Source organism: Citrobacter sp. RHB36-C18, assembly GCF_013814485.1.
In the GTDB taxonomy this organism is placed as follows: Bacteria; Pseudomonadota; Gammaproteobacteria; order Enterobacterales; family Enterobacteriaceae; genus Citrobacter; species Citrobacter braakii.
Window position 1 is genome coordinate 342,632 of record NZ_CP057125.1, and the last position, 25,771, is coordinate 368,402.

Sequence of the window (25,771 nt, forward strand, 5' to 3'; positions counted from 1 at the left end):
AATGGCTTTCAATATCTGGAAAATTGGTCTGCATATTCAGCAACATGAAGCGCTGGCTGTCGCCGTAGTTCACGACGCATCCGGTTGGTTTCTCCAGCGCTGGTGGCGTATACCGCTGACGCCTCAGGTTATCGTCGATGGCCACATTCGCGAGCCTGAACAGCTTGTCGCAGCGCTACTGCCGTGGAGCCGGGAGCTTCCTCGCCGACACCATATTCATCTCTCTTTTCCTGCCAACAGGACGTTACAAAAAAAGTACCCTCGTCCGGAAATGATGCTGCGCGAGCCGGAGCAAGCCGCATGGTTATCCGGTTCGATGGCGCGTGAGCTGGATATGGCGCCGGATGCGCTGCATTTTGATTATAGCGAAGACACGTTAAGCCCGGCGTTTAACGTCACTGCCGCGCAAAGCAAAGAGATTTCAGCGCTTCTGACGCTTATCCAAACGTTGAAGGTGCAGGTTACGGCGATTACGCCGGATGCCAGCGCGTTACAGCGATTTATACCTTACCTGCCAGAACGTCATCAGTGTCTGGTATGGCGTGATGACACCCAGTGGCTATGGGCGACCCGTTCGGCATGGGGGCGTAAATCAACGGGCGATATTGGCTGTATCGACGAGCTTGCCGCGACATTATCGCTTTCCACGACAGCCATTGCGCTATGCGATCCCAGCGGCTTCGATCCTTTAAGCGTGGTGTCTGTACGCCAGCCGCCAATTCCAACGCAAAGCCATCGCTTCACCATTGCACTGGGACTCGCTATGGGAGGCACATGTTGATGATAGCGACCATCAATCTTCTGCCCTGGCGCCAGGCGCGACGTCGCGCCTGCCTACGCTTCTGGAGTGTTTTATTTGGCGCTTCGCTACTGCTTAGTAGCGGCGTGTTGTTGCGCTATTACAGCGTTTTGAGCGTAGAAAACCAGGTCGAATTGTTGTTAGCGGATGCCGAAAAGACGCGGGCCGAGGCTTTAATGGCGCTAAAGTCGCGTGTGCAGCAGCGCCAGCAACGATGGCAACAGGTTCAAGCGCGGAACAAACAGCGTGAGCAGACCCGAAGCTGGCAGCGGGTTTTGCAAGGGCTGGCGGAATTACTGCCGGAGCAGGCGTGGTTAACAAAAATCACCTGGCAGCAGGAGACACTGGAACTGACGGGAAACACGCTGAGCTTTGCCGCGCTGAAGGCGCTGGAAGCGCAATTACGCCAGCTGCCGCTGTTTAAATTGGGTAGCCCTGGCGAAACGCAGCAGGATGCGCAGGGACGCTGGCAATTCCACTATCGACTGATGCGGAGCGGTGCGCATGAAAACGCTTTGTGATAGCTGGTTAGCGCAGTCGCCGCGCTTTCGGCTCATCTGCGGCTGTGGCTGGATGCTGGGACTGCTCATCGTCGTCATGTTATGCCTCAGCTCCACCGCGCAGAAACGAGTTATGCAACAAGAGGCGCTAAATCAGCAACGAGCGGCCATTCAGGCACAATGGCGAAATTTATATCTGCTGGTGGCATCGCCAGAAGAGCCTGAAGAGACGCTGATTCCGTTCTCTCCACTGCTGTTTCAGACTCCTCTTGCACATCTTATCCACTGGCAACCCTCCGCACAGGGCGGAGAAATGACGCTGAAGCCAGGCTGGGATGTCATCCCGCCGATGTTTGACCAATTGGCGGAGCAAGGGATGAACGTCCGCCGGTTTTCTCTTTACGCAGAAGGTGCGGAGCTGCTGTTAACACTACAACTGGAGCGCCTGAATGATGGTTGAACGCTGGCTGTTGGCGTGCGTAAGCGTACTGATACTCACCGGTATGCGTAATCCCTTCCTGCCACCGGAGGACCGTTGCCAAATTGCTGAGCTGTCGGCATGGCGCTATCAGGGAATATTGAGCCAGGGCGCGCGACCCATTGGCATTGTTCAGGATAGCCAGAAAAAATGGCAGCGGGTTGAGCGAAATGATGTCCTGAAAAACGGTTGGACGGTTACGCAGATAACGGCCCAGAGCGTAATCCTCGACACAGGGAAAAACTGCGAGCCGTCGCAGTGGCAGTGGCAACGACAAGGAGCGATAAATGAAGCGATGGATGGCATGGATAGTACTCGTACTGGTGGTCGGGATTCAGAGCGTACTGGCGGCGAAATCACAAAACGTGACGCTGGTGGTCGATGATGTGCCGGTTGTGCAGGTATTGCAGGCGCTGGCCGAACAGGAAAAGAAAAACCTGGTAGTTTCACCGGATGTCAGCGGTGTGCTGTCACTGCATTTGACGGATGTGCCCTGGAAGCAGGCATTGCAAACGGTGGTGAAAAGCGCCGGGCTGGTATTACGTCAGGAAGGCAACATTCTGCATGTGCATTCTGTTCAATGGCAGAGTGAAAATGCGGCTCGTCAGGACAATGAGCAGGCACGGCTTCAGGCCAGCCTGCCGTTGGAACATCGCAGTATCATTTTGCAATATGCTGATGCCTCCGAGCTGGCAAAAGCCGGAGAAAAGCTGCTCAGCGCCAAAGGAAGCATGACGGTGGATAAACGCACCAACCGCTTACTGCTGCGTGATAATAGCGTTGCGCTTAACGCACTGGAAACGTGGGTAGCGCAAATGGATCTGCCGGTTGCACAAGTCGAACTGGCGGCGCATATCGTGACGATTAATGAAAAAAGCTTGCGTGAGCTGGGGGTGAAGTGGTCGCTGGCTGACGCACAGCAATCGGGGGCGGTGGGGAACGTCACAACGCTTGCCAGCGATCTTTCTGTACCCACAGCCACATCCCGTGTGGGATTTAACATTGGCCGTATTAACGGTCATTTACTCGAGCTGGAGCTGTCTGCGCTGGAGCAAAAACAGCAGTTGGACATCATCGCCAGTCCACGCTTACTGGCTTCTCACCTGCAACCTGCCAGTATTAAGCAGGGTAGTGAGATCCCTTATCAGGTCTCCAGCGGTGAAAGCGGCGCGACATCCGTCGAGTTCAAGGAAGCTGTATTAGGGATGGAAGTCACGCCCACCGTATTGCAGAAAGGACGAATCAGACTGAAACTGCATATAAGCCAGAATGTTCCCGGGCAGGTGCTACAGCAGGCGGATGGCGAAGTTCTGGCTATTGATAAGCAGGAGATTGAAACCCAGGTCGAGGTAAAAAGCGGCGAGACGATTGCGCTGGGCGGGATTTTTTCACATAAGAATAAATCCGCAGCCGACAGCGTGCCGCTGTTGGGCGACATCCCCTGGCTTGGCTCTCTCTTTCGTCATGATGGTAAAGAAGACGAACGGCGTGAATTAGTGGTTTTTATTACGCCCAGACTGGTTTCAACGCAATAACTTATGCATGAAAAGCCGTTGTTTTTGCACTGAACACGTTTCAGAGATTTGACGTGCGGGTGTATTTAGCATACAAGGAGTACCGATTTGAGTGTCGGTACTTTTCTTTACTTATGCGGCAGTAAATACGCTTTGCCTTTCTGGTGGTGTGTCATAGGCTTATTTGGTGTCATTTGGCTGCGCGATACGTCGCCAGGTCTGATGTTTGCAGGGTAGCATGCCTGCCACGACCAGAAATGCGTAAGGTTTGGTGATTTATTCAGTTGCCAAACCCGCTTGAGTATTGAGATAATTTTCAGTCTGACTCTCGCAATATCTTATGAGGTTTCAGTTCATGTCCTGCTGCGCTGAGTGTCTGCGAAGCGGGTTTACCATTAACGAATAGTCTTAGTAGTACCGAAAAAATGGCAGAGAAACGCAATATCTTTCTGGTTGGGCCTATGGGTGCCGGAAAAAGCACTATTGGGCGCCAGTTAGCTCAACAACTCAATATGGAATTTTACGATTCTGATCAAGAGATTGAGAAACGAACCGGAGCTGATGTGGGCTGGGTCTTCGATGTAGAAGGTGAAGACGGCTTCCGTGATCGCGAAGAAAAAGTCATCAACGAGTTGACGGAAAAACAGGGTATTGTGCTGGCAACTGGCGGTGGCTCTGTTAAATCACGTGAAACACGTAACCGTCTTTCCGCGCGTGGCGTCGTGGTCTATCTTGAAACGACAATTGAAAAACAACTTGCGCGAACTCAACGTGACAAGAAACGCCCGCTGCTGCAGGTAGAATCGCCGCCTCGTGAAGTTCTGGAAGCGTTGGCTGACGAACGCAATCCTCTGTACGAAGAGATTGCTGACGTGACCATTCGCACCGACGATCAGAGCGCAAAAGTCGTAGCAAACCAGATTATTCATATGCTGGAAAGCAACTAATTCTGGCTGAATACACACTCGTCTGCGGGTACAAGTAACTAAGGTGGATGTCGCGTAATGGAGAGGATTACAGTCACTCTCGGGGAACGTAGTTACCCTATCACCATCGCGGCTGGTTTGTTTAATGAGCCAGCTTCATTCTTACCGCTGAAATCGGGCGATCAGGTTATGTTGGTGACCAACGAAACCCTGGCTCCCCTTTATCTCGATAAGGTTCGCGGCGTACTTGAACAGGCGGGTGTTAACGTTGATAGCGTTATCCTTCCCGATGGCGAGCAGTATAAAAGCCTGACGGTTCTGGATACGGTTTTCACTGCGTTACTGCAAAAACCGCACGGTCGTGATACCACGTTAGTCGCACTTGGCGGCGGCGTGATAGGCGATCTGACCGGTTTTGCGGCAGCCAGCTATCAGCGTGGTGTTCGTTTTATTCAAGTCCCGACAACCCTGTTGTCGCAGGTCGACTCCTCCGTTGGCGGCAAAACCGCCGTAAACCATCCCCTCGGTAAAAACATGATTGGCGCGTTTTACCAACCGGCGTCCGTGGTGGTGGATCTCGATTGTCTGAAAACGCTTCCTGCGCGTGAGCTGGCATCGGGGCTGGCGGAAGTGATCAAATACGGCATCATCCTTGACGGTGAATTTTTCAGTTGGCTGGAAGAAAATCTGGATGCGTTATTGCGTCTGGATGGTCCGGCGATGGCGTACTGTATTCGTCGTTGTTGTGAGCTGAAAGCAGAAGTTGTCGCAGCGGACGAGCGTGAAATGGGCTTACGTGCTTTACTGAATCTGGGACACACGTTTGGCCATGCGATCGAAGCTGAAATGGGTTATGGCAATTGGTTACATGGTGAAGCCGTTGCAGCAGGTATGGTAATGGCTGCTCGTACGTCAGAACGTCTTGGACAGTTTACCTCCGCTGATACGCTGCGCATCATTACGCTGCTGCAGCGAGCGGGCTTGCCGGTCAATGGACCGCGTGAAATGTCCAGCGAGGCTTATCTGCCGCACATGCTGCGAGATAAAAAAGTGTTAGCGGGAGAGATTCGTTTAGTGCTTCCGCTGGCATTAGGGAAGAGTGAAGTGCGCGGCGGAGTGTCGCACGAGGTGGTTCTTAACGCTATTGCTGATTGCCAGCCGGCGTAACAACAAGAAAGGTCTGGCTTGCGTTGCGAAACGTAGGTCTTTTAGCTTCAGGTTATGTGCAAAGTCGTAAGCATTAACCTTTGAGTGGGGTGTTAAATGGATGAATTCAAACCAGAAGACGAGCTGAAACCCGATCCCAGCGATCGTCGTACTGGTCGTTCTCGTCAATCGTCTGAACGCGATAATGAGCCGCAAATCAATTTTGATGATGTTGATCTGGATGCTGACGATCGCCGTCCTGCGCGCGCACGTAAAGAGCGTGAAGAAGAACGGGACATTGAAGAAGAGTATGAATCTGATGACGATGATGTGGATGAAGAGCGTGTAGAACGCCGTCCGCGCAAGCGTAAGAAACCCGCCAGCAAGCCTGCCTCTCGTCAGTATATGATGATGGGTGTCGGTGTCCTGGTGCTGTTGCTGCTGATCATCGGTATCGGTTCTGCGCTGAAAGCCCCCTCATCATCTCCCAGTGAGCAGGCTGGATCTGGCGAGAAGAGCATCGATCTTTCTGGCAACAACGCGACGGATCAGGCGAGCACGACTACGCCTGCAGCAGGCGCTGAGCAGACCGCTGGCAATACCCAGCAGGATGTTTCCCTACCGCCGATTTCCTCTACCCCAACTCAAGGTCAGACACCTGCGGCAACTGAAGGCCAGCAGCGTGTTGAAGTGCAGGGCGATCTGAACAACGCTCTGACGCAACCGCAAGGCCAGGAGCAGGTTAACAATGTAGTGGTTAACTCTACGCTGCCGACCGAACCTGCGACCGTTGCGCCAGTTCGTAATGGTAATGCTGTGCGCCAGACTGCGAAAACGGAAACGACTGAACGCCCTGCTGCGACACACCAGGAACGTAAACAGGCCGTTATTGAGCCGAAGAGCAAACCGCAAACTACGGTGAAAGCGACGCAGACAGAGCCGAAACCTGTTGCTCAGGCAAAACCAACTGCAACTGCGCCGACGACTACAACCAAAGCACCAGTGGTTACCGCTACGCCGAAGGCGACCGTTGAGCCGAAAGCAACCGCGACTACAACGCCTGCGCCAACTGCGACGGCAACAACGTCAACACCTGTTGCTGGTGGAGCGAAAAGTGCAGGAAATGTCGGAGCGTTAAAATCTGCGCCGTCCAGCCATTACACGCTGCAGCTCAGCAGTTCTTCTAACTACGACAACCTTAACGGTTGGGCGAAGAAAGAAAACCTGAAAAACTACGTGGTGTATCAGACGACGCGTAACGGTCAACCGTGGTATGTTCTGGTAACAGGCGTGTATGCGTCTAAAGAAGATGCGAAACGTGCAGTGTCTACGCTCCCCGCCGATATTCAGGCGAAAAATCCGTGGGCAAAACCGCTGCACCAGGTTCAGGCCGATTTGAAGTAAGATAGGATATGTTCTGCAATGGTTTGCTGTTTCGCCCAATTGCGGGACAAAGACTAAAGCGCAGGATGCTGTCGGAGCTTTCTCCACAGCCGGAGAAGGTGTAATTAGTTAGTCAGCATGAAAAAAAATCGCGCTTTTTTGAAATGGGCAGGGGGGAAATACCCCCTGCTTGATGATATCAAACGGCATTTACCTCAGGGTGAATGCCTGATTGAACCTTTCGTGGGTGCCGGGTCGGTGTTTCTCAACACCGACTTTTCTCGTTATATTCTTGCCGATATCAACAGCGACCTCATCAGTCTCTATAACATCGTGAAGACACGTACCGATGAGTATGTGCAGGCTTCGCGTGAGCTGTTTATGCCTGAAACTAATCAGGCTGAGGTGTACTATCGGTTCAGAGAAGAATTTAATGCCAGTCAGGATCCGTTCCGCCGTGCAGTGCTGTTCTTGTATCTGAACCGCTTTGGTTACAACGGATTGTGCCGTTATAACCTGCGCGGCGAGTTTAATGTACCGTTTGGTCGTTATAAAAAACCTTACTTCCCGGAAGCCGAGTTGTACCATTTTGCTGAAAAAGCGCAGAATGCGGAGTTCCATTGTCTCTCCTATGAAGAGTGCATGGACCGTGCGGATAGCAACTCTGTGGTCTATTGTGACCCGCCTTATGCACCGCTTTCGGCGACGGCAAATTTCACCGCGTATCATACCAACAGCTTTAGTCCAAAAGAGCAGGCGCATCTGGCCGAGATGGCAGAAAAGCTAGTCAGTAAGCAGATCCCGGTGTTAATTTCGAACCATGACACGCCCGATACCCGCGAATGGTACCGATCGGCGAAACATTTTCAGGTCAAAGTGCGGCGCAGCATTAGCAGCAATGGCGGCACGCGTAAAAAGGTGAACGAACTGCTGGCACTGTATAAACCAGGAGTTGTAACGCCTGCGAAGAAATAATTCTCAAGGAGAAGCGGATGAAACAGTATTTGATCGCCCCCTCAATTCTGTCGGCTGATTTTGCCCGCCTGGGTGAGGACACCGCGAGAGCGCTGACTGCCGGTGCCGACGTCGTACACTTCGATGTCATGGACAATCACTACGTACCGAATCTGACCATCGGCCCGATGGTACTGAAATCGCTGCGTAAATATGGCATTACCGCTCCGATTGACGTTCATCTGATGGTGAAACCGGTCGATCGTATTGTCCCGGACTTCGCCGCCGCCGGCGCGAGCATCATTACTTTTCACCCGGAAGCCTCCGAGCACGTCGATCGCACTTTACAGCTGATCAAAGAGCATGGCTGTAAAGCGGGCCTGGTGTTTAACCCGGCAACACCGCTGAGCTATCTGGACTACGTCATGGATAAGCTCGATGTGATCCTGCTGATGTCCGTTAACCCAGGCTTTGGCGGGCAGTCCTTTATCCCACAAACGCTGGATAAGCTGCGCGAAGTGCGTCGTCGTATTGATGAATCTGGCTACGATATCCGCCTCGAAGTGGACGGCGGCGTCAAGGTGAACAACATTGGTGAAATCGCGGCGGCGGGTGCAGATATGTTTGTCGCAGGGTCTGCTATTTTCGACCAACCAGACTACAAAAAAGTCATTGATGAAATGCGCAATGAACTGGCGAAGGTAAGTCATGGATAAGTTTCAGGATATTCGGGGCGTTGCATTTGACCTCGACGGTACGCTGGTCGACAGCGCGCCGGGATTAACCGCAGCGGTGGATATGGCGCTGTATGCGCTGGAACTGCCGATTGCCGGTGAAGAACGCGTTATCACCTGGATTGGCAACGGTGCAGATGTACTGATGGAGCGCGCGCTGGCGTGGTCGCGTCAGGAGCGCGCCACACTACGTAAGACAATGGGTAAACCGCCCGTTGACGATGATATCCCCGCCGAAGAACAGGTGCGTATTTTGCGTAAGCTGTTCGACAGATACTACGGCGATGTCGCAGAAGAGGGGACATTCCTGTTCCCTGATGTTGCCGACACGCTGGGCGCGATGCATGCGAAAGGATTGCCGCTGGGTCTGGTGACCAACAAACCAACCCCGTTTGTCGCGCCATTGCTTGAGGCGTTAGATATCGCCAAATACTTTAGCGTGGTCATCGGTGGTGACGACGTGCAGAATAAAAAACCGCATCCGGATCCGCTACTGCTGGTAGCAAGCAAGCTTGGCATCAAGCCTGAGCAATTGCTCTTCGTAGGGGATTCACGTAATGATATTCAGGCGGCAAAAGCTGCTGGCTGTCCGTCCGTTGGCCTGACTTATGGCTACAACTACGGCGAGTCGATCGCGCTGAGCCAACCCGACGTTATTTACGACCGTATTAATGAACTACTGCCCGTTCTCGGGCTTCCGCATAGCGAAAATCAGGAATCAAAAAATGACTAAGCCCATCGTTTTTAGTGGCGCACAGCCCTCAGGTGAATTGACCATTGGCAACTATATGGGTGCGCTGCGTCAGTGGGTGAGCATGCAGGATGACTACCATTGCATCTACTGCATCGTTGACCAACATGCCATCACCGTTCGTCAGGATGCTCAGCAGTTGCGTAAAGCAACGCTCGATACGCTGGCGCTGTATCTGGCATGCGGTATCGATCCTGAAAAAAGCACCATTTTCGTCCAGTCTCATGTACCGGAACACGCGCAGTTAGGTTGGGCGCTGAACTGCTACACCTATTTCGGCGAGCTGAGCCGTATGACCCAGTTCAAAGACAAATCCGCACGCTATGCGGAGAACATCAACGCCGGTCTGTTTGATTATCCGGTGCTGATGGCGGCAGACATCCTGCTGTATCAGACCAACCAGGTACCGGTTGGCGAAGATCAGAAACAGCATCTGGAACTAAGCCGCGATATCGCCCAGCGCTTCAACGCCCTGTATGGCGACATCTTCAAAGTGCCTGAGCCGTTCATTCCTAAATCCGGTGCGCGCGTGATGTCGCTGCTGGAGCCGACGAAGAAAATGTCCAAGTCGGATGACAACCGCAACAACGTGATCGGCCTGCTGGAAGATCCGAAATCCGTGGTTAAGAAAATCAAACGTGCGATGACCGATTCCGAAGAGCCGCCTGTTGTACGCTACGACGTGCAGAATAAAGCGGGTGTTTCCAACCTGCTGGATATCCTCTCTGCCGTTACCGGCCAGAGCATTCCGGAGCTGGAACAACACTTTGAAGGCAAGATGTATGGTCATCTGAAAGGTGAAGTCGCAGAGGCCGTTTCCGGCATGCTGACCGAGCTTCAGGAGCGTTATCACCGTTTCCGTAACGATGAAGCTTTCCTGCAGCAGGTGATGAAAGATGGCGCTGAAAAAGCCAGCGCACGCGCGTCTGTTACGCTGAAAGCGGTTTACGAAGCGATTGGTTTTGTCGCCAAGCCGTAATGCGCTCTGCGTTGCTGAAGAAACCGGGTTCTACCCGGTTTTTTTTCGCCTGTTCGCTGGTGAATCTCAAAAAATATGAAGCGCCTCGCCGTTTGCATATTTCCTTATATCAATCAATTTAATGAAGATATAAATATTCAATTTACTGAGAATATAAAATGCGTCGGATATTTATCAAGAGAGAGGAGGGACTGACAACCCTGGCCCGCTACTTGCTCGGCGAGAAGTGCGGTAACGTGTGAATGAGCATTTAACCTATAAATATAAAAACCGGGGATTTCCCGGTTTTTTTGTATTTGCGCAATCGCTTCTGTTACAGATCTGCAGCCGGGCCACAGCCACCAATAATTTTAGAAATAGAAATTGCCGGATGCAGGAAGTAATCGTAGGTGCAGTTATCTTTTTTGTTATCGACATGACCAGTACACGCGGTCAGCGTAGCCAGAACACCAGCAACGATAGTGATTTTTGCAAATTTCAGCATGTTAAAATCCTTGTAAGATATCTATTTTTAAATGGATGAAATCCATTTCTCGGCGGTTAAGATATCAACTAAAATAAACTTAAAGTAGTCCGGATTAGGACATAACAAGTTTTATATAAAATATGCTTTCAATAAATTTAAATGTTTTAAAAATACATTTAATTAATGATTGACGGTCGGGCTACTGAGGCGAGTATATAGCGTGTATCGGTTTTTGATTTATTTCTATCGGAAGATAAATAAATGCCCTGAATATGAACTGTCCAACTTTATGGGGGCAGTCCAACATCAGGGCATTTTTCAGCGTTAAATTAATGGTTCGAGAACCAGTTCAGCCTATCGCGTAGTCCAACCACGCGGCCGACGATAATCAGCGCCGGGCTTTCAACCTGCTGCGCCAGTTCGCCGAGTTGCGAAAGCACCCCGTTAACAACGCGTTGCTTCACGGAGGTACCGTTTTCTACCAGCGCGACAGACATATCGGGTTGCATGCCAAATTCGATCAGTTTTTCCTGGATAGTCGCCGCCTGATTGAGGCCCATGTAGAACACCAGCGTCTGTTTCTCTGCCGCCAGGTTTTCCCAGTCCAGCTCGCCGCCGGTTTTCAGGTGCCCGGTGACCAGACGTACACTCTGGGCGTAATCACGATGGGTCAGTGGAATGCCGGAATAGGCGGAACAACCGGATGCTGCGGTAATACCTGGCACAACGGAGAATGGAATACCGGCATGGCACAGGGTTTCCAGCTCTTCGCCACCACGGCCAAAGATGAACGGGTCGCCACCTTTCAGGCGCACGACGCGTTTGCCCTGTTGCGCTTCACGCAGCAGGATCTGGTTAATTTCTTCCTGCGGTACACAGTGGTAGCCCGCGCGTTTACCGACGAACACCCGGTCGGCATCGCGGCGTACAAGGTTCATGATGTCGTCGGATACCAGACGGTCATAAACCACGACATCCGCTTGCTGGATCTGCTGTAGACCTTTCAGCGTCAGCAGCCCGGCATCGCCAGGACCGGCGCCAACCAGCACTACTTCGCCTCGATGGTCCAACGGTTCACTGAGCAACTGCTCGGTGGTTTCCTCGACGGCTTTCTGGTCACTGTTCGCCAGCGACTGCGCCAGGCGGTCATTCACGAACAATTTTTCCCAGAAGCGGCGACGTTCACCCATGCTGGCAAACTGTTCTTTCACTCGGGCGCGTAACTTGCCTGCATATTGCGCGACCTGGCCCAGATGCTGAGGCAGCACAGATTCAAGTCTTTCACGTAGCAGACGGGCAAGCACCGGCGATGTACCGCCGGAGGAGACCGCCACCATCAGCGGCGAGCGGTCGATAATGGAGGGCATGATAAAACTGGCTGCTTTTGGCGCATCGACCACGTTGCAGAAAATACGACGTGATTCTGCGGCGGTGCTGACGCTTTGGTTGACGGCATCGTCATCGGTGGCGGCAATAGCCAGCCAGCAGGTGTCGAGCAGGGACTCGTCGAACGGTCCCTCAACCAGCGTCAGCATGCCTTCATCTGCCCATACGGTGAACTGCGGAATAAACGCCAGCGCATTAACCGTTATACGGGCGCCCGCTTCCAGCAGTAACCGCGCTTTGCGTTCTGCGACATCACCACCGCCGACGATCAAGCAGTCGCGGTCACGTAGTTGACAAAATATAGGCAAATGATCCACGACATTACCCCTTAATTATTGGCAGTAGCCTCTGGCTGGTTGATTTTTGCCGGAGCAGGACGCTCCGATTTTGGCGTAGCATACCAATAACCCAATCCCATGAATACGACACCGGACAAAGTATTACCGAGTGTCACCCACAACAGGTTATGACCAATTCCTGACAGGGTATAGGCTTCGCTGTGGTGGCCGAACCAGGAGAGGGCAAACAGCGTCATGTTGGCAACCGAGTGCTCGTAACCGGAAGCGATAAACGCCAGTAGACACCACCAGATAGCGAGGGATTTTGCTGCGCCCTCGGTACGAATTGCCATCCAGATTGCCAGACAAACCAACCAGTTACACAGCGCGCCTTTAAAGAACAGGACCGTTGCTGGCGCGGTCGTTTTCGCCAACGCCACCGAATGGACGATGCTGGTATCGACCGGCAGCAGGCTACCGCCGCCCCAACTGTAAAGCAGAGCGACAAACACGGATCCGACCAGGTTACCCAGCCAGGTTTTTGGCAGGATTGCCCACATCTGACCGTGACTGATGGTGCCCGCTTTAACGCCAAGCGTCAGGAACATCGTGTGTCCGGTGAACAGTTCAGAACCGGCGATAATAACCAGCGTTAAGGCAATTCCAAAGGTTGCACCCATTACCAGAGGACGTACGGACGGGTCGAGCAGATTACCGAGGGTGAAAATAAGAATGATGCCGAGACCCACATAGGCTCCTGCCATTGCCGAACTGATCCAGAATCCGAGCGGGTTATTAGCCGAGAGGCGTGCGATGCGCGCAGCGTTAGCCGCACACTTATTAATAGTGTCTGTGAACATGTGTTGATTATCCTTGAAGTACAAACAATAAAAAGAAATCGTAACCGTAGGCCGGATAGCGCTACGCTTATCAGGCCTACAAATAAAAGACCTACAAATACGTCAAAAAAGGGGAGGCGTTGCGCCTCCCAAAAATTTATTAACCGCGCAGTTGCACCGTGCCGTCTTTCACTCGGGCTTCGTAATGTTTCACGGAGAACTGTTCGTCTTCCATGCACAGACCGTCGCTTAAGCGAAAGCGTTGTTTTTTCAGCGGGCTGGCGACCCACAATTCGCCCTGATGTTCAGCAATCAGCCCACGAGAAAGCACGCTGGACTCGAAGAACGGGTCGATGTTGCTGATCGCAAACACCTGGTCGCTGTGATACGGGCGGAAAATCGCAACTTGCTCGCTACCTAACAGGGCGCAGACGCCTGTTGCAGGCAGAATGTCATCGATTTTGCAGATGTTTTTCCACTGGCTCATGCGTTTTCCTCCACCAGAGTCACCGGGATACGCTCATAGGGCGTGGCCGGACGATGTTGTTCACGTTCAGGCACAACCTGGACATTCGGATCGCGTTGATCGCTGTTGATAAAGTGTTTGAAGCGAACCTGTGCGGATGGGGTGTTAACCGTCTCTGTCCACTCGCAGACCACCGCTTCACGCAGACGGGCCATCTCTTCTTCCAGGTGCTGGTTTAGCCCCAGTTTGTCGTCGATGATGACCGATTTCAGATATTCGATACCGCCTTCCAGGTTGTCTAACCATGGTGCGGTTCGGGTCAGTTTGTCAGCGGTACGGATGTAGAACATCATGAAACGATCAAGGTATTTGAGCAGCGTTTCGCGGTCGATATCCGCTGCCAGCAGGTCTGCATGACGAGGTTTCATCCCGCCGTTACCGCAAACGTACAAGTTCCAGCCTTTCTCAGTGGCGATGATACCCACGTCTTTGCCTTGAGCTTCCGCACATTCACGGGTACAGCCGGAGACGCCGAATTTCATTTTGTGCGGGGTACGAATGCCCTTGTAGCGGTTTTCCAGCTCCACGCCGAATCCGACGCTATCGCCGACGCCATAACGGCACCAGGTACTGCCTACGCAGGTTTTCGCCATCCGCAGGGCTTTGGCGTATGCGTGACCGGTTTCAAAGCCCGCTTCAATCAGCTGACGCCAGATTTCCGGCAGGTCATCTTTTTGCGCGCCGAACAGGCCGATACGCTGAGAACCGGTGATTTTGGTATACAGGTTAAATTCACGCGCGATACGGCCCACGGCCACCAGGCCTTCAGGAGTAATTTCTCCGCCCGCGGAGCGCGGGATCACGGAGTAGGTACCGTCTTTCTGGATGTTCGCCAGGAAGTTGTCGTTAGTGTCCTGCAGCGGCGTGTGCTGTGGTTTGAGGATGTACTCATTCCAGCAGGAGGCCAGCAGGGAACCTACGGTTGGTTTACACACTTCACAGCCGTAGCCTTTCCCGTGTTTTGCCAGCAGCTCTTCGAAGGTTTTAATTCCTTCTACACGGATCAGATGGAACAGTTCCTGACGCGAGTACGGGAAGTGTTCACACAGGTTGTTGTTAACTTCGATCCCCTGTTTCGCCAGTTCTGCGTTCAGGACCTGCGTTACCAACGGGATACACCCGCCGCAGCCGGTACCAGCTTTGGTTTCAGCTTTCAGCGCCGCAACGGTGTGGCAGCCTTTGTTGATAGCGGCGATCAGCATGCCTTTGGTGACGTCGAAGCAGGAGCAAATCTGCGCGCTGTCCGGCAGTTTATCGACACCGATAGACGGCTTACCGCTGCCCGCGTGAGCTGGCAGAATCAGTGAGTCTGGGTTTTCCGGCAGTTCGATGGCGTTCAGTACCAGCTGCAGCAGGTTGCCGTAATCGCTGGTGTCACCGACTAAAACCGCCCCGAGCAGGGTTTTGTTATCTTCGCTAACGATGAGGCGTTTGTAGACTTCTTTGCTTTCGTCGAGATAGACGTAGCTACGGGCGCCCGGCGTGCGCGCATGCGCGTCGCCAATCCCGCCGACGTCAACACCAAGCAGCTTCAGCTTGGCGCTCAGATCCGCGCCTTCAAAGGCGTTTTCGGTTTCGAGAATATGGTCAACGGCAACCTGCGCCATTTTGTAGCCTGGAGCGACCAGACCATACACGCGGTTGTTCCAGCTGGCGCATTCGCCGATGGCATAAATGTCCGGATCAGAAGTCTGGCAGGTATCGTTAATCACAATACCACCGCGCGGCGCAACGTCGAGGCCGCATTGGGTGGCCAGTTTGTCGCGTGGGCGAATACCGGTAGAAAAGACGATGAAATCGACTTCCAGTTCGCTACCGTCGGCAAAACGCATGGTTTTGCGCGCTTCGGTGCCTTCCTGGACGATCTCTTTAGTGTTTTTGCTGGTGTGGACACGCACGCCCATGCTTTCAATTTTGCGACGTAACTGCTCGCCACCCATGTGATCCAGCTGTTCGGCCATCAGCATCGGGGCAAATTCAATCACGTGGGTTTCAACGCCGAGGCTTTTCAGCGCACCGGCGGCTTCCAGACCCAGCAGGCCACCGCCGACGACGGCACCACGTTTGCTACGGCGCGCGCAAGACTCAATGGCGTTGAGGTCTTCGATGGTGCGGTAAACGAAGCAGTCTTGGGTTTCCGAACCTTTAATCGGTGGGATCCACGGATAAGAGCCTGTCGCCATGATCAGCTTATCGTAATAGACCGTACGACCCGCGCTGGAGTGGATCACCTTCTCCTGGCGGTTGATGGTGATTGCGCGCTCGCCCACTAACACCTTAACGCCATGCTTCTCGTAGAATCCTTCGCGCACCAGAGAAAGTTCTTCGGCGGTGTGGTGGGAGAAGTAGGACGACAGGTGGACACGGTCGTACGCTTTGCGGGGTTCTTCACAGAAGACGGTAATATCAAAATTGGCAGCGTCGGATTTATCAAGAAGATCCTCAATAAAGCGATGGCCGACCATACCATTACCGATAATAGCGAGTCTGACTTTGCTCATTTTTGCCTCGATTTCTTTTCTATTACTGCCTACCTTAACGATTCAGCAACCCCGCTTATTGATGCAAATCAAATTCGCCTTTATATACTCCTTAAGAGGTATATAGCTGATTTAACTGCATTTTTATAAGTTACGGAATTAACAGGCTTTTCGTGTTTGTATAAATAGCGTACAAATTAAGGGGTTTTTGTAAGAATTGGCCTACAGCACCAGAGAAAGAAGAGGGCGCGGGAATAGGCCGGAGGGCGTCTGCGCCTTATCCGGCCTACGAACAGCTTGTCTTGTAGGCCGGATAAGATGCGTTAGCATCGCCATCCGGCACTCAGATTAATGCGTTGCGGGCGCGTTATGCTGGCGATGACGCGTGACGAACCCAAGAATAAAGCACATCACGAATACGACCGCATACAAGCCGTTAGCCGTCTGCAATGCCGCCAGCGGACCGCTGTGCGCCACGATAGGGCCAGTGACCACGAAGGTGAGCATAGTACCGATGGTGCCACAGGTCAGAACGAAGTTAACCAGTTTAGGTGATGCGACCTTCGTCTGCTGGGAGCCGAGGGTAATGATGGTGGTATAAATCGCGCTGGAGAAGAAGCCCAACGTCAGAATGAACCACGGCATATGCTCCGGCGTACCGGTGATAAACAGATACATCAGGACGGTAGCCACACCCGCCAGTACGGTCAGGATGCGCTGCAAATCGAAGAAACGCAGGATAAAGCTAAATGCCCACATGCCAACCATGTAAGACATCCAGAAGTCACTGACCAGTTTACCTGCGTCGTTCAGGCTCATGCCCAGACTTTTGGCGTATTCCGGCACCCAGGAGATAAAGCCCAACTGACCGAGGATGTAGCACAGCGCGGCGATCGCCAGGAACAGCACGCCAATGCCCCATTTTTCTTTTACCACAGGCGCGTCCGGTTGCTGCGCGTGTTTACCCAGCGCCGGGAATTCGCAACCGAAGGTCAGCAGGAAAATGGCGACGTATACCAGGCCGATGCAGGCATAAACCCAATACCATTCGATGCTGCGCGCTAACAGGAATGCTGCCACCATCGGAAAAATCATGCCGGCCATGCTGAAGAAGGAGTCAGTAAACAGCAGGCGGGAACCGCGCTGGCGACCTTCGTACATCTGAGTCACCAGGAACGTACCAATCGACATGGTGATACCGCTCACCAGACCCAGTACAAACATGGCGGCTGAGAACAAGGCCAGGCTATGGCTGAGCATCAGTCCGGCGACCGCCAGAACCATCAGGATAAAGCCAAAGCGCAACTGGGTTTTCAGTGGCACAATTTCCATCAGCCATGCATTCAGAAAAATAGAGATCAGAATGCCGGCATTCAGAAAGGTGAAGGTGTTACTCATACTGGAAACGGGCAAATGGAAGTAATCTGCGATGTTTCCCATCACCATCCCGGTGACAATTACCAACGCGCCTGTCAGGGCGTAGGAGAGAAAGCTAATCCATGTGAGCTTGATGCGATTGCTGTTAGTCATGACTGGCCTGTATAGAAGTGTTAGGCGCATTGACTGCGCCGTGAGCGGGCAGATTTTAGGCGCTTTAGTGATGCATTTAAATGTTTATTGGTAATTACTTGCTACGTTACATTTTTTTATGTGATCTAGATCGCATTGAATCTTGAGGCTATAAGGTTACATTTGTTTCAAGTACGTAAAATTAAGTAAAGGGATGGCCTTGTTCTTGAAGGCTCTTTAGAATCAATTCACTTGCTTCATTTCTGCTCTTGTTAAGGAATTCTCATGCTCAAATCGACTCTGGCGGCTGTTGCAGCTGTTCTCGCTCTTTCTGCTCTTTCTCCCGCAGCACTGGCAGCAAAAGGTGACCCGCATGTCCTGCTGACAACCTCTGCCGGTAACATTGAGCTGGAGCTGAACAGTCAGAAAGCCCCAGTTTCAGTGAAAAACTTTGTCGATTATGTCAACAGCGGTTTCTATAACAACACCACGTTCCACCGCGTGATCCCTGGCTTCATGGTGCAGGGCGGCGGTTTTACCGAGCAGATGCAGCAGAAGAAACCTAACCCGCCAATCAAGAATGAAGCTGATAACGGACTGCGTAATACCCGCGGCACGATTGCCATGGCGCGTACAGCAGATAAAGACAGCGCGACCAGCCAGTTCTTTATCAATATTGCAGACAATGCGTTCCTCGATCACGGCCAGCGCGACTTTGGGTACGCGGTCTTCGGTAAAGTTGTGAAAGGTATGGATGTCGCGGATAAGATCTCTCAGGTGCAGACCCATGATGTTGGTCCTTACCAGAATGTCCCGTCAAAACCGATTGTTATCCTGTCTGCCAAAGTCCTGCCGTAAACGTCTTTTACGCGGGCAGTTCCTGTCCGCGTTCTTTCCCTTCTCTGCGTAACCTGAAATTGCCGCTTATACTTGTGGCAAGTGTCGGCTCATTCAGGGAGGTCACGTGAAAAAACTCACCGATAAACAAAAGTCCAGACTCTGGGAACAACGGCGAAATGCCAATTTCCAGGCCAGTCGACGGCTGGAAGGGGTAGATATTCCACGGGTGACTTTGAGCACGGAAGACGCCCTGGCGCGTCTTGAAGAGTTGAGGGGGCACTATGAGCGATAAATTCGGTGATGGACGCGATCCCTATTTGTATCCGGGCCTGAATGTCATGCGTAACCGTCTGGGGATTCATCAGGCGCAGCGCCTGGCGCAGGCGGCGTATGAACTGACGGCGCTGCGTGCGGCCACTATCGAATTAGGCCCGCTTAAACGGGGCTTGCCGCATCTGTGCGCCATTCATCGCCAACTGTATCGGGATATTTTTGACTGGGCGGGACATCTGCGAGAAGTGGATATTTACCAGGGCGAGACCCGCTTTTGCCATTTCGCTTATATCGAGAAAGAGGGCAATGCGCTGATGCAGGACCTGGAAGACGAGTCCTGGTTGGTGGGGTTACCGGAAGATAAGTTTGTGGATCGTCTTGCTCACTATTATTGCGAAATCAACATGCTGCATCCGTTTCGTATTGGCAGCGGTCTGGCGCAGCGAATTTTTTTCGAACAGTTAGCGATTCATGCCGGGTATATATTGAGCTGGGATGACATTCCGGTTGAGGAGTGGAACCTGGCTAATCAGAGTGGGGCGATGGGGGACCTGTCTGCGCTTAGGGCTATATTTCGTAAAGTGGTAAGCGAAGCCCCGGAAACTGAGTAGAATAGCGCGGTTCTTATGTACCGGAGCCGCCATGATCCTGCTTATCGATAACTATGATTCTTTTACCTGGAACCTGTACCAATACTTCTGCGAACTGGGCGCTGATGTCCTTGTCAGGCGCAACGACGAACTGACGCTGGCGCAAATCGACGCGCTAAGCCCGCAAAAAATCGTAATATCCCCAGGCCCCTGCACGCCGGATGACGCTGGTATCTCATTGGATGTTATTCGTCATTTCGCGGGCAAGACGCCCCTGCTGGGTGTTTGTCTGGGACATCAGGCTATGGCGCAGGCCTTTGGCGCGACAGTGGTTCGGGCAGCTAAAGTGATGCACGGTAAAACCTCGCCAATTACGCATAACGGGCAGGGTGTTTTTCAGGGGCTCGCCAACCCATTAACGGTGACGCGCTACCACTCTCTGGTGGTTGCCCCCGCGACGCTTCCTGACTGCTTTGAGGTGACGGCCTGGAGTGAAACGCAGGAGATTATGGGCATTCGTCACCGCGAGTGGGATATGGAAGGTGTGCAGTTTCACCCGGAGAGTATTCTCAGCGAACAGGGGCATCAACTGCTGGCTAATTTCCTCAACAGGTGATTTGTGGTTGCTATTCAGTGATTTTTTATTCATATTTTGTGATTATAATTTCACTAACATTTCTGCTTAACAGGGTGGCAATGACATGGCAACTGAACAAACTGCAATTACGCGCGCGACATTCGATGAAGTGATTCTGCCGATTTATGCACCGGCTGAGTTTATCCCGGTAAAAGGAAAAGGGAGTCGAGTCTGGGATCAACAGGGCAAAGAGTATGTTGATTTCGCGGGCGGCATTGCAGTTACTGCACTAGGGCATTGCCATCCGGCCCTGGTGGAGGCGTTAAAAACCCAGGGTGAAACCCTGTGGCATACCAGCAACGTTTTCACCAACGAACCGGCGTTGCGCCTGGGCCGTAAAATCATTGATGCGACCTTCGCCGAGCGCGTGCTGTTCATGAACTCGGGTACTGAAGCTAACGAAACCGCCTTTAAGCTGGCGCGCCACTATGCCTGCGTGCGCCATAGCCCGTTCAAAACCAAAATCATTGCCTTCCATAATGCGTTTCACGGTCGTTCGCTGTTTACCGTATCCGTCGGCGGGCAGCCGAAATACTCTGACGGCTTTGGACCAAAACCAGCGGATATCATCCATGTACCGTTTAACGATCTGCATGCGGTTAAAGCGGTGATGGACGATCACACCTGTGCGGTGGTGGTTGAGCCTATTCAGGGGGAGGGTGGCGTCACTGCGGCAACGCCGGAATTCCTGCAAGGTTTGCGTGAACTTTGCGACCAACACCAGGCGCTATTGGTATTTGATGAAGTGCAGAGCGGGATGGGCCGTACCGGCGATCTGTTTGCCTATATGCACTATGGCGTGACGCCGGATATCCTCACCAGCGCGAAGGCTCTCGGCGGCGGCTTCCCGGTGAGCGCGGTGCTGACCACCCAAGAGATTGCCTCCGCATTTCATGTGGGTTCGCACGGTTCCACTTACGGTGGCAATCCGCTGGCCTGCGCAGTTGCGGGGGCAGCGTTTGATATCATCAACACGCCGGAAGTGTTGGAAGGTATTCAGGCTAAACGTCAGACGTTTGTCCAGCATTTGCACAAAATTGATCAACAGTTCGACATTTTCAGCGATATTCGCGGGATGGGGCTGCTGATTGGCACCGAGCTGAAGCCGCAGTTTAAAGGCCGGGCGCGCGATTTCCTGTATGCCGCCGCGCACGAAGGGGTGATGGTACTCAACGCCGGACCGGACGTGATGCGTTTCGCGCCGTCGCTGGTAGTTGAGCAGGCGGATATCGATGAAGGGATGCAGCGTTTCGCACAAGCGGTAGCGAAAGTCGTTGCCTGATTACCTGTTGCCGGATAAGCACAGCACATCCGGCAGTCGATCTTAACCTTTCATGTCCCGCAGACGGCGGCTCAGCCAGATTCCGTGGTGCGGTCGCTGACGCCATGCTACCGACGAAATGGTGTGCATGGTGTTCAGATGCCCCAGTATCCGTTGCAGATGCTGCTCAAGGGTGCTTAACGGACCGTGGGACAGCATCTCTGGCGCTTCGAGAATATTCACATCGCCTGAGCTTCCCGGTCCGTCATATTCCAGCCGCTGCTGACAGCGCTGGAGCGCAATTTCACAGGATTCCAGATACCGCTGCGCTAAATCCGGCGTCAGCATTGTGTGTTCCCTTGCCAGTGTGGTCATCGCGTTGATGTGCTCGACGATGAACTGGCTGTGCGTGACCCACAGTTTCATGTCCGCCAGGTAGTGCGAGTTGAATCCTGGCTCCTGCATCGCCTGGTTCAGTGAGTTGAACAACGTGTTATGCGCCTGATTGACCCGCATGCGTTGATACGCCAGCGGCGTGGCCTGCGGATCGTTGCTGAGGATCAGGCGAATGGCCTCCTGATCGGCTTCTAACGCATCATGGGCGTTCTTACGCAGCAGGCCGCTCTGCCACTGCGGCCACAGCCAGAGTGTACCGCCAAAGGCGATTAAGCAGCCAATAACCGTATCGACAAACCGCGGCACGATAAACTGTTCTCCGTTCAGCGTCAGCAGTTGCAGGGTGTATACCGCCGTGACCGTAAAGCCGACGGTAGCCCAGCCGTAGTTTTTGCGCATGATCAGATAGCTACCCAGGGTAATCAGCAGCATGCCTGCCAGCGTGTAACCTTCCTGAATATGAAAGTGCAGGGTGACTCCGGCAATGACCAGTCCAACGAGCGTTCCTGCTGAACGGTGTAAAATACGTACCCGGGTTGCTCCGTAGCCATTTTGCGTGACGAACAGGATCGTCATCAAAATCCAGTAAGGCTTTGGCAGGTGCAAAGCGCTGCCCATCAGGCTGGCGATACTCAGCATGACACTGATGCGTCCGGCATTACGCAGCGCCGGCGATTTCAACGACAGATAGTTTTTCAGGGCCGGGATCAGCGGCAACCGACGCTGCTTGTCAGCCATTAAATCTCGGGCGTACAGCGGTCGCTGGGTGCGTAGCACGCGGGCAATACGGCTGAAGTGCCAGTAGCAAAATTGTCCCACCGGATTGTCCGGATGCTGGTTGGCGATTTTCTCCAGCGTGCCAATCTGCTTGTCCATCGAGAAACGGGTCGGCAAACGGTGATACAAAATATCATCGGCCAGTACCCGAAGGCGTTCGGCGACGGTGCGCGCATTCCAGCGAATCACCTGTTCGGCGTGGCTACGTTCGACCAGCTTTTGCACCTCTTCCGGCTGGTGAAGGCTGACGGAAATATGCTCCTGCAAATCCAGCGCCTCCTGAAAGGCACGCAGCAGGCGCTTGTAATCGTTGTTGCGATGCGCCGACAGCATATGCATTTGCTGGTAGCACTGGGTAATCAGATCCACCGCTTTCTGCTGGCGAACCAGCAGGGGAGGCAGCGCTTTTTCCGGATCGGCATGCTGGGTCAGCAGGCTGTACTTGGCCTCACAGTAATCGGCTAATTCACGGTACAACAAGCTGAGCGATTCACGGAGCGGCTGCTCGCGCCACATCCAGAACCAGAACCAGTTGAACAGGCCGTACCATAACGTGCCCAGCGCATAGATCAGCAACGGTTCCCAGACGGGCATGTTCCCGACCAGGCTTAGCGTGAAAATCGCGGCGATAAGTGAGGCCGGTAACAGTCGGGCATGCAGAGGGCTGAGCTCGGCGGTTACGCCAAGAATTAGCGTCAGTCCGGTGAGGATAAGCGGCAGCGGTATGGCCTGTGCCAGCAGCAACTGCATGATCAGACTGCAACCGGCAAACAAAGACGCGCCAATAGCTAAACGTTTGAAAAAGCGCTTGTGCGGGGTATCAAGGCCGGCAATGTTGCAACAGGCAGGGACCAGGGAGAAGAGGAGCCCCAGATGAAGCTGACCGATGATCAGACCAACAGCCACAGGTAAACATAGCACCAGCGTCTGCCGTAGTGCGTAGTTGATCTCTGGGTGGTATATCAGTCTTCGCCACATCGGTGTAAACAAAAGTGGCGCATCACTGAGTAACGCGCCACTTCGATGGGGTTAACGGGTGCCGTAGACGACGATGGTCTTACCGTGTGCGGAGATCAGGTTTTGATCTTCCAGCATCTTCAGAATACGACCAACGGTCTCACGGGAGCAGCCAACGATCTGGCCGATTTCCTGACGGGTGATTTTAATCTGCATGCCGTCCGGGTGGGTCATCGCATCAGGCTGTTTCGCCAGATTCAGCAGAGTCTGCGCGATACGACCCGTTACGTCGAGGAAGGCAAGGTTGCCGACTTTTTCAGACGTGACCTGCAGGCGACGAGCCATCTGTGAAGACAGGCGCATCAGAATATCCGGGTTGACCTGGATTAATTGGCGAAATTTTTTGTATGAAATTTCAGCGACTTCACATGCGGTTTTGGCACGTACCCAGGCGCTACGTTCCTGACCTTCTTCGAAGAGGCCTAATTCACCAATAAAATCGCCCTGATTCAGATAAGAAAGGATCATTTCTTTCCCTTCTTCATCTTTGATCAGCACTGCCACTGAGCCTTTAACGATGTAATACAACGTTTCCGCTTTTTCACCCTGGTGAATCAGCGTGCTCTTCGATGGGTACTTATGAATATGGCAATGAGACAAGAACCATTCGAGAGTCGGGTCTGTTTGCGGTTTGCCAAGCACCATGCGCGGTTATCCTCTGTTATAAGCTGTCTCCAGAGCCAGAAAACGACGCTGCCTCTGGGTTTGCAAAAATATGCTTCCCGCTACCTGGGAAAGGGGCTGTCAAAAATTAACTGCAGCCTGTAATGTGATGTCCTCTGCATACATGCAGTACGTCAATGTATTACTGTAGCATCCTGACTGTTTTAGCATAGCTTTCGCCGTGTGTCTCCTGGTGTCTCGCTTCAGCATGACGCAGGTCGCCTTCCGTTGCGAGAATTGTTATGTACGCGTAATCTGTCAGGAAAATTGAAACATTGGAGTTACGAAATATGCAAGCGCGTGTAAAGTGGGTTGAGGGGTTAACCTTCCTCGGTGAGTCCGCCTCTGGTCACCAAATTTTGATGGACGGTAATTCCGGTGATAAAGCGCCGAGCCCGATGGAAATGGTATTAATGGCTGCGGGCGGTTGCAGCGCAATTGATGTGGTTTCGATCCTGCAAAAAGGTCGTCAGGATGTGACCAACTGCGAAGTGAAACTGACCTCAGAGCGTCGTGATGAAGCGCCGCGCCTGTTTACCCACATTAACCTGCATTTCATCGTAACGGGTAACGATCTGAAAGATGCGTCCGTTTCGCGCGCAGTCGATCTCTCTGCGGAAAAATATTGCTCTGTGGCGCTGATGCTGGAAAAGGCGGTGAACATTACCCACTCCTATGAAGTGGTTGCTGCTTCGTGATGTCATGCCTGATGGCGTTTCACTTATCAGGCCTACAGGATATAAACGCGTAGGCCGGATAAGGCATCAGCCGCCATCCGGCAAAATAACACCTTACTCTATCTTTTTGCCTTCCATCAGTCGCTGGACCAGCGGCAGCATAATCAATTCCATCGCCAGACCCATTTTCCCGCCCGGAACAACCAACGTATTGATATGGGAAATGAATGATCCCTGCAGCATGGCCAGTAGCCACGGGAAGTCGATCCCTTCCAGGTTCCGAAAATGAATCACGACAAAGCTTTCATCCAGGGATGGAATACTTTTGGCGGCAAAGGGGTTGGAGGTATCAACGGTCGGTACGCGCTGGAAGTTAATGTGCGTACGGGAAAACTGCGGCGTAATGTAATTGATGTAATCGTCCATTGAGCGCACCACCGAGTCCATCACCGCTTCGCGCGAGTGTCCCCGCTCGCTGGTATCGCGGGTCAGCTTCTGAATCCATTCCAGGTTCACGATCGGCACTACGCCAACCAGCAGATCGACATGCCGGGCCACGTTTTGCTGTGGGGTTACGACGCCGCCGTGCAGTCCTTCATAGAACAGGACATCCGTCGGTTCAGGCAGCGGCTGCCAGGGCGTAAATGTACCCGGAACCTGATTCCACGGTACGGCCTCATCGTAGGTGTGCAGATATTTTCGCGACTGACCTTTGCCCGTCTGGCCGTATTCGATGAAGGTTTGCTCCAGCAGACCGAAGTCATTAGCTTCGGGGCCGAAATAGCTGATATGCCGCCCGGCATCGCGCGCTTTGCGAATCGCCATGTCCATTTCCGGACGGGTATAACGATGAAAACTGTCACCTTCCACCTCGGCGGCGCGCAGATTTAACTGCGCGAAAATTTTACGAAACGCGAGGCTGGTGGTGGTGGTCCCCGCGCCGCTGGACCCTGTTACCGCAATCACCGGATGTTTGGCAGACATAACAACTC

The 25,771-nt window shown here is 53.0% G+C and carries 27 protein-coding genes and 1 pseudogene; 19 read left to right on the top strand and 9 right to left on the bottom strand.

Annotation, left to right across the window (positions count from 1 at the left end; genetic code table 11):
• The first annotated feature begins 1 nt into the window (after position 1).
• The 13 genes and pseudogenes from HVZ52_RS01550 to HVZ52_RS22990 form a co-directional block, all read left to right on the top strand.
• Complete coding sequence (locus HVZ52_RS01550) at positions 2 to 781, top strand: hypothetical protein (protein WP_016157634.1); 780 nt, start codon at positions 2 to 4, stop codon at positions 779 to 781.
• On the top strand, positions 781 to 1,320 hold the full coding sequence (locus HVZ52_RS01555) for a PilN domain-containing protein (protein ID WP_181599265.1): 540 nt from the start codon (positions 781 to 783) through the stop codon (positions 1,318 to 1,320). Before HVZ52_RS01550 ends, HVZ52_RS01555 begins: the two co-directional genes overlap by 1 nt.
• Positions 1,304 to 1,759, top strand: coding sequence for a hypothetical protein (locus HVZ52_RS01560; RefSeq protein ID WP_046274530.1), 456 nt, complete (start codon positions 1,304 to 1,306; stop codon positions 1,757 to 1,759). Before HVZ52_RS01555 ends, HVZ52_RS01560 begins: the two co-directional genes overlap by 17 nt.
• Positions 1,749 to 2,162, top strand: coding sequence for a HofP DNA utilization family protein (locus tag HVZ52_RS01565; protein WP_153689952.1), 414 nt, complete (start codon positions 1,749 to 1,751; stop codon positions 2,160 to 2,162). The genes HVZ52_RS01560 and HVZ52_RS01565 overlap by 11 nt, the downstream gene beginning before the upstream one ends.
• Positions 2,065 to 3,312, top strand: a complete 1,248-nt coding sequence (gene hofQ / locus HVZ52_RS01570; protein WP_029139733.1) for a DNA uptake porin HofQ — start codon at positions 2,065 to 2,067, stop codon at positions 3,310 to 3,312. The genes HVZ52_RS01565 and hofQ overlap by 98 nt, the downstream gene beginning before the upstream one ends.
• A 404-nt stretch (positions 3,313 to 3,716) precedes the next feature.
• Positions 3,717 to 4,238, top strand: coding sequence for a shikimate kinase AroK (gene aroK, locus HVZ52_RS01575; protein WP_003023552.1), 522 nt, complete (start codon positions 3,717 to 3,719; stop codon positions 4,236 to 4,238).
• Between the two features lie 57 nt (positions 4,239 to 4,295).
• Positions 4,296 to 5,384, top strand: coding sequence for a 3-dehydroquinate synthase (aroB, locus tag HVZ52_RS01580; protein ID WP_181598789.1), 1,089 nt, complete (start codon positions 4,296 to 4,298; stop codon positions 5,382 to 5,384).
• Positions 5,385 to 5,480: 96 nt separating this feature from the next.
• On the top strand, positions 5,481 to 6,767 hold the full coding sequence (damX, locus tag HVZ52_RS01585) for a cell division protein DamX (RefSeq protein WP_046274532.1): 1,287 nt from the start codon (positions 5,481 to 5,483) through the stop codon (positions 6,765 to 6,767).
• 117 nt (positions 6,768 to 6,884) lie between these two features.
• Positions 6,885 to 7,721, top strand: a complete 837-nt coding sequence (dam, locus tag HVZ52_RS01590; RefSeq protein ID WP_016154786.1) for an adenine-specific DNA-methyltransferase — start codon at positions 6,885 to 6,887, stop codon at positions 7,719 to 7,721.
• A gap of 17 nt (positions 7,722 to 7,738) precedes the next feature.
• Positions 7,739 to 8,416 (top strand): ribulose-phosphate 3-epimerase, encoded by a 678-nt coding sequence (gene rpe / locus HVZ52_RS01595; protein WP_003023561.1) that lies wholly within the window; start codon positions 7,739 to 7,741, stop codon positions 8,414 to 8,416.
• On the top strand, positions 8,409 to 9,167 hold the full coding sequence (gph, locus tag HVZ52_RS01600; RefSeq protein WP_016154785.1) for a phosphoglycolate phosphatase: 759 nt from the start codon (positions 8,409 to 8,411) through the stop codon (positions 9,165 to 9,167). Before rpe ends, gph begins: the two co-directional genes overlap by 8 nt.
• A complete protein-coding gene (trpS, locus tag HVZ52_RS01605) occupies positions 9,160 to 10,164 on the top strand; it encodes a tryptophan--tRNA ligase (RefSeq protein WP_016154784.1) in 1,005 nt (334 codons plus the stop codon). The genes gph and trpS overlap by 8 nt, the downstream gene beginning before the upstream one ends.
• Before the next feature lie 158 nt (positions 10,165 to 10,322).
• Positions 10,323 to 10,400 (top strand): annotated as a pseudogene (locus HVZ52_RS22990) (hypothetical protein); the annotation flags it as partial.
• 77 nt (positions 10,401 to 10,477) lie between these two features.
• On the opposite strand, the gene HVZ52_RS01610 reads toward HVZ52_RS22990, so the two are convergent.
• The 6 genes from HVZ52_RS01610 to tsgA all read right to left on the bottom strand — a co-directional run bounded on the left by HVZ52_RS01610 (position 10,478) and on the right by tsgA (position 17,669).
• The gene (locus HVZ52_RS01610) at positions 10,478 to 10,648 is read right to left on the bottom strand and encodes a YhfL family protein (RefSeq protein ID WP_016154783.1); all 171 of its coding nucleotides are present in this window, start codon (positions 10,646 to 10,648) and stop codon (positions 10,478 to 10,480) included.
• 311 nt (positions 10,649 to 10,959) lie between these two features.
• Positions 10,960 to 12,333, bottom strand: coding sequence for a siroheme synthase CysG (cysG, locus tag HVZ52_RS01615; protein WP_053388951.1), 1,374 nt, complete (start codon positions 12,331 to 12,333; stop codon positions 10,960 to 10,962).
• Positions 12,334 to 12,344: 11 nt separating this feature from the next.
• Positions 12,345 to 13,154 carry a nitrite transporter NirC gene (gene nirC / locus HVZ52_RS01620; RefSeq protein WP_181598790.1) on the bottom strand — a complete coding sequence of 270 codons (810 nt, stop codon included), beginning with the start codon at positions 13,152 to 13,154 and terminating at the stop codon, positions 12,345 to 12,347.
• 139 nt (positions 13,155 to 13,293) lie between these two features.
• On the bottom strand, positions 13,294 to 13,620 hold the full coding sequence (nirD, locus tag HVZ52_RS01625) for a nitrite reductase small subunit NirD (RefSeq protein WP_016154780.1): 327 nt from the start codon (positions 13,618 to 13,620) through the stop codon (positions 13,294 to 13,296).
• A complete protein-coding gene (nirB, locus tag HVZ52_RS01630) occupies positions 13,617 to 16,160 on the bottom strand; it encodes an NADPH-nitrite reductase large subunit (RefSeq protein ID WP_016154779.1) in 2,544 nt (847 codons plus the stop codon). Before nirB ends, nirD begins: the two co-directional genes overlap by 4 nt.
• 327 nt (positions 16,161 to 16,487) lie before the next feature.
• Positions 16,488 to 17,669 carry an MFS transporter TsgA gene (gene tsgA, locus HVZ52_RS01635; RefSeq protein ID WP_016154778.1) on the bottom strand — a complete coding sequence of 394 codons (1,182 nt, stop codon included), beginning with the start codon at positions 17,667 to 17,669 and terminating at the stop codon, positions 16,488 to 16,490.
• 264 nt (positions 17,670 to 17,933) lie between these two features.
• On the opposite strand from tsgA, the gene ppiA reads away from it, so the two are divergent.
• The 5 genes from ppiA (at position 17,934) to HVZ52_RS01660 (ending at position 21,270) form a co-directional block, all read left to right on the top strand.
• Positions 17,934 to 18,506, top strand: coding sequence for a peptidylprolyl isomerase A (ppiA, locus tag HVZ52_RS01640; RefSeq protein WP_019078158.1), 573 nt, complete (start codon positions 17,934 to 17,936; stop codon positions 18,504 to 18,506).
• A 106-nt stretch (positions 18,507 to 18,612) separates the two neighbouring features.
• Positions 18,613 to 18,780 (top strand): YhfG family protein, encoded by a 168-nt coding sequence (locus HVZ52_RS01645; protein ID WP_016157626.1) that lies wholly within the window; start codon positions 18,613 to 18,615, stop codon positions 18,778 to 18,780.
• A complete protein-coding gene (locus HVZ52_RS01650) occupies positions 18,770 to 19,372 on the top strand; it encodes a putative adenosine monophosphate-protein transferase Fic (RefSeq protein ID WP_046275257.1) in 603 nt (200 codons plus the stop codon). Before HVZ52_RS01645 ends, HVZ52_RS01650 begins: the two co-directional genes overlap by 11 nt.
• 31 nt (positions 19,373 to 19,403) lie before the next feature.
• The gene (gene pabA, locus HVZ52_RS01655) at positions 19,404 to 19,967 is read left to right on the top strand and encodes an aminodeoxychorismate synthase component 2 (protein WP_016154776.1); all 564 of its coding nucleotides are present in this window, start codon (positions 19,404 to 19,406) and stop codon (positions 19,965 to 19,967) included.
• An 85-nt stretch (positions 19,968 to 20,052) separates the two neighbouring features.
• Positions 20,053 to 21,270 carry an aspartate aminotransferase family protein gene (locus tag HVZ52_RS01660; RefSeq protein WP_181598791.1) on the top strand — a complete coding sequence of 406 codons (1,218 nt, stop codon included), beginning with the start codon at positions 20,053 to 20,055 and terminating at the stop codon, positions 21,268 to 21,270.
• A 42-nt stretch (positions 21,271 to 21,312) separates the two neighbouring features.
• On the opposite strand, the gene HVZ52_RS01665 is transcribed toward HVZ52_RS01660, so the two are convergent.
• Both HVZ52_RS01665 and crp read right to left on the bottom strand, forming a co-directional pair.
• A complete protein-coding gene (locus tag HVZ52_RS01665) occupies positions 21,313 to 23,400 on the bottom strand; it encodes a YccS/YhfK family putative transporter (RefSeq protein WP_016154774.1) in 2,088 nt (695 codons plus the stop codon).
• Between the two features lie 51 nt (positions 23,401 to 23,451).
• Complete coding sequence (crp, locus tag HVZ52_RS01670) at positions 23,452 to 24,084, bottom strand: cAMP-activated global transcriptional regulator CRP (protein WP_000242758.1); 633 nt, start codon at positions 24,082 to 24,084, stop codon at positions 23,452 to 23,454.
• A gap of 308 nt (positions 24,085 to 24,392) precedes the next feature.
• Here crp and HVZ52_RS01675 point away from each other — a divergent pair, with 308 nt between their 5' ends.
• Positions 24,393 to 24,800, top strand: coding sequence for an OsmC family protein (locus tag HVZ52_RS01675; protein ID WP_016154773.1), 408 nt, complete (start codon positions 24,393 to 24,395; stop codon positions 24,798 to 24,800).
• A gap of 93 nt (positions 24,801 to 24,893) precedes the next feature.
• Here the strand turns inward: HVZ52_RS01675 and HVZ52_RS01680 are convergent, their stop codons facing one another.
• Positions 24,894 to 25,763, bottom strand: a complete 870-nt coding sequence (locus HVZ52_RS01680) for a phosphoribulokinase (RefSeq protein WP_003827751.1) — start codon at positions 25,761 to 25,763, stop codon at positions 24,894 to 24,896.
• Between the last annotated feature and the right edge of the window lie 8 nt (positions 25,764 to 25,771).

What these genes read in the sequence shown, in the direction of transcription:
- HVZ52_RS01675 (WP_016154773.1), top strand. Translation starts at nt 24,393, where the DNA reads ATGCAAGCGCGTGTAAAGTGGGTTGAGGGGTTAACCTTCCTCGGTGAG.
- damX (WP_046274532.1), top strand. Translation starts at nt 5,481, where the DNA reads ATGGATGAATTCAAACCAGAAGACGAGCTGAAACCCGATCCCAGCGAT.
- HVZ52_RS01650 (WP_046275257.1), top strand. Translation starts at nt 18,770, where the DNA reads ATGAGCGATAAATTCGGTGATGGACGCGATCCCTATTTGTATCCGGGC.
- HVZ52_RS01565 (WP_153689952.1), top strand. Translation starts at nt 1,749, where the DNA reads ATGATGGTTGAACGCTGGCTGTTGGCGTGCGTAAGCGTACTGATACTC.
- trpS (WP_016154784.1), top strand. Translation starts at nt 9,160, where the DNA reads ATGACTAAGCCCATCGTTTTTAGTGGCGCACAGCCCTCAGGTGAATTG.
- HVZ52_RS01550 (WP_016157634.1), top strand. Translation starts at nt 2, where the DNA reads ATGGCTTTCAATATCTGGAAAATTGGTCTGCATATTCAGCAACATGAA.
- hofQ (WP_029139733.1), top strand. Translation starts at nt 2,065, where the DNA reads ATGAAGCGATGGATGGCATGGATAGTACTCGTACTGGTGGTCGGGATT.
- pabA (WP_016154776.1), top strand. Translation starts at nt 19,404, where the DNA reads ATGATCCTGCTTATCGATAACTATGATTCTTTTACCTGGAACCTGTAC.
- aroK (WP_003023552.1), top strand. Translation starts at nt 3,717, where the DNA reads ATGGCAGAGAAACGCAATATCTTTCTGGTTGGGCCTATGGGTGCCGGA.
- nirD (WP_016154780.1), bottom strand. Translation starts at nt 13,620, where the DNA reads ATGAGCCAGTGGAAAAACATCTGCAAAATCGATGACATTCTGCCTGCA.
- rpe (WP_003023561.1), top strand. Translation starts at nt 7,739, where the DNA reads ATGAAACAGTATTTGATCGCCCCCTCAATTCTGTCGGCTGATTTTGCC.
- crp (WP_000242758.1), bottom strand. Translation starts at nt 24,084, where the DNA reads ATGGTGCTTGGCAAACCGCAAACAGACCCGACTCTCGAATGGTTCTTG.
- gph (WP_016154785.1), top strand. Translation starts at nt 8,409, where the DNA reads ATGGATAAGTTTCAGGATATTCGGGGCGTTGCATTTGACCTCGACGGT.
- ppiA (WP_019078158.1), top strand. Translation starts at nt 17,934, where the DNA reads ATGCTCAAATCGACTCTGGCGGCTGTTGCAGCTGTTCTCGCTCTTTCT.
- dam (WP_016154786.1), top strand. Translation starts at nt 6,885, where the DNA reads ATGAAAAAAAATCGCGCTTTTTTGAAATGGGCAGGGGGGAAATACCCC.
- HVZ52_RS01665 (WP_016154774.1), bottom strand. Translation starts at nt 23,400, where the DNA reads ATGTGGCGAAGACTGATATACCACCCAGAGATCAACTACGCACTACGG.
- nirB (WP_016154779.1), bottom strand. Translation starts at nt 16,160, where the DNA reads ATGAGCAAAGTCAGACTCGCTATTATCGGTAATGGTATGGTCGGCCAT.
- aroB (WP_181598789.1), top strand. Translation starts at nt 4,296, where the DNA reads ATGGAGAGGATTACAGTCACTCTCGGGGAACGTAGTTACCCTATCACC.
- HVZ52_RS01555 (WP_181599265.1), top strand. Translation starts at nt 781, where the DNA reads ATGATAGCGACCATCAATCTTCTGCCCTGGCGCCAGGCGCGACGTCGC.
- HVZ52_RS01660 (WP_181598791.1), top strand. Translation starts at nt 20,053, where the DNA reads ATGGCAACTGAACAAACTGCAATTACGCGCGCGACATTCGATGAAGTG.
- nirC (WP_181598790.1), bottom strand. Translation starts at nt 13,154, where the DNA reads ATGTTCACAGACACTATTAATAAGTGTGCGGCTAACGCTGCGCGCATC.
- HVZ52_RS01560 (WP_046274530.1), top strand. Translation starts at nt 1,304, where the DNA reads ATGAAAACGCTTTGTGATAGCTGGTTAGCGCAGTCGCCGCGCTTTCGG.
- HVZ52_RS01610 (WP_016154783.1), bottom strand. Translation starts at nt 10,648, where the DNA reads ATGCTGAAATTTGCAAAAATCACTATCGTTGCTGGTGTTCTGGCTACG.
- HVZ52_RS01680 (WP_003827751.1), bottom strand. Translation starts at nt 25,763, where the DNA reads ATGTCTGCCAAACATCCGGTGATTGCGGTAACAGGGTCCAGCGGCGCG.
- tsgA (WP_016154778.1), bottom strand. Translation starts at nt 17,669, where the DNA reads ATGACTAACAGCAATCGCATCAAGCTCACATGGATTAGCTTTCTCTCC.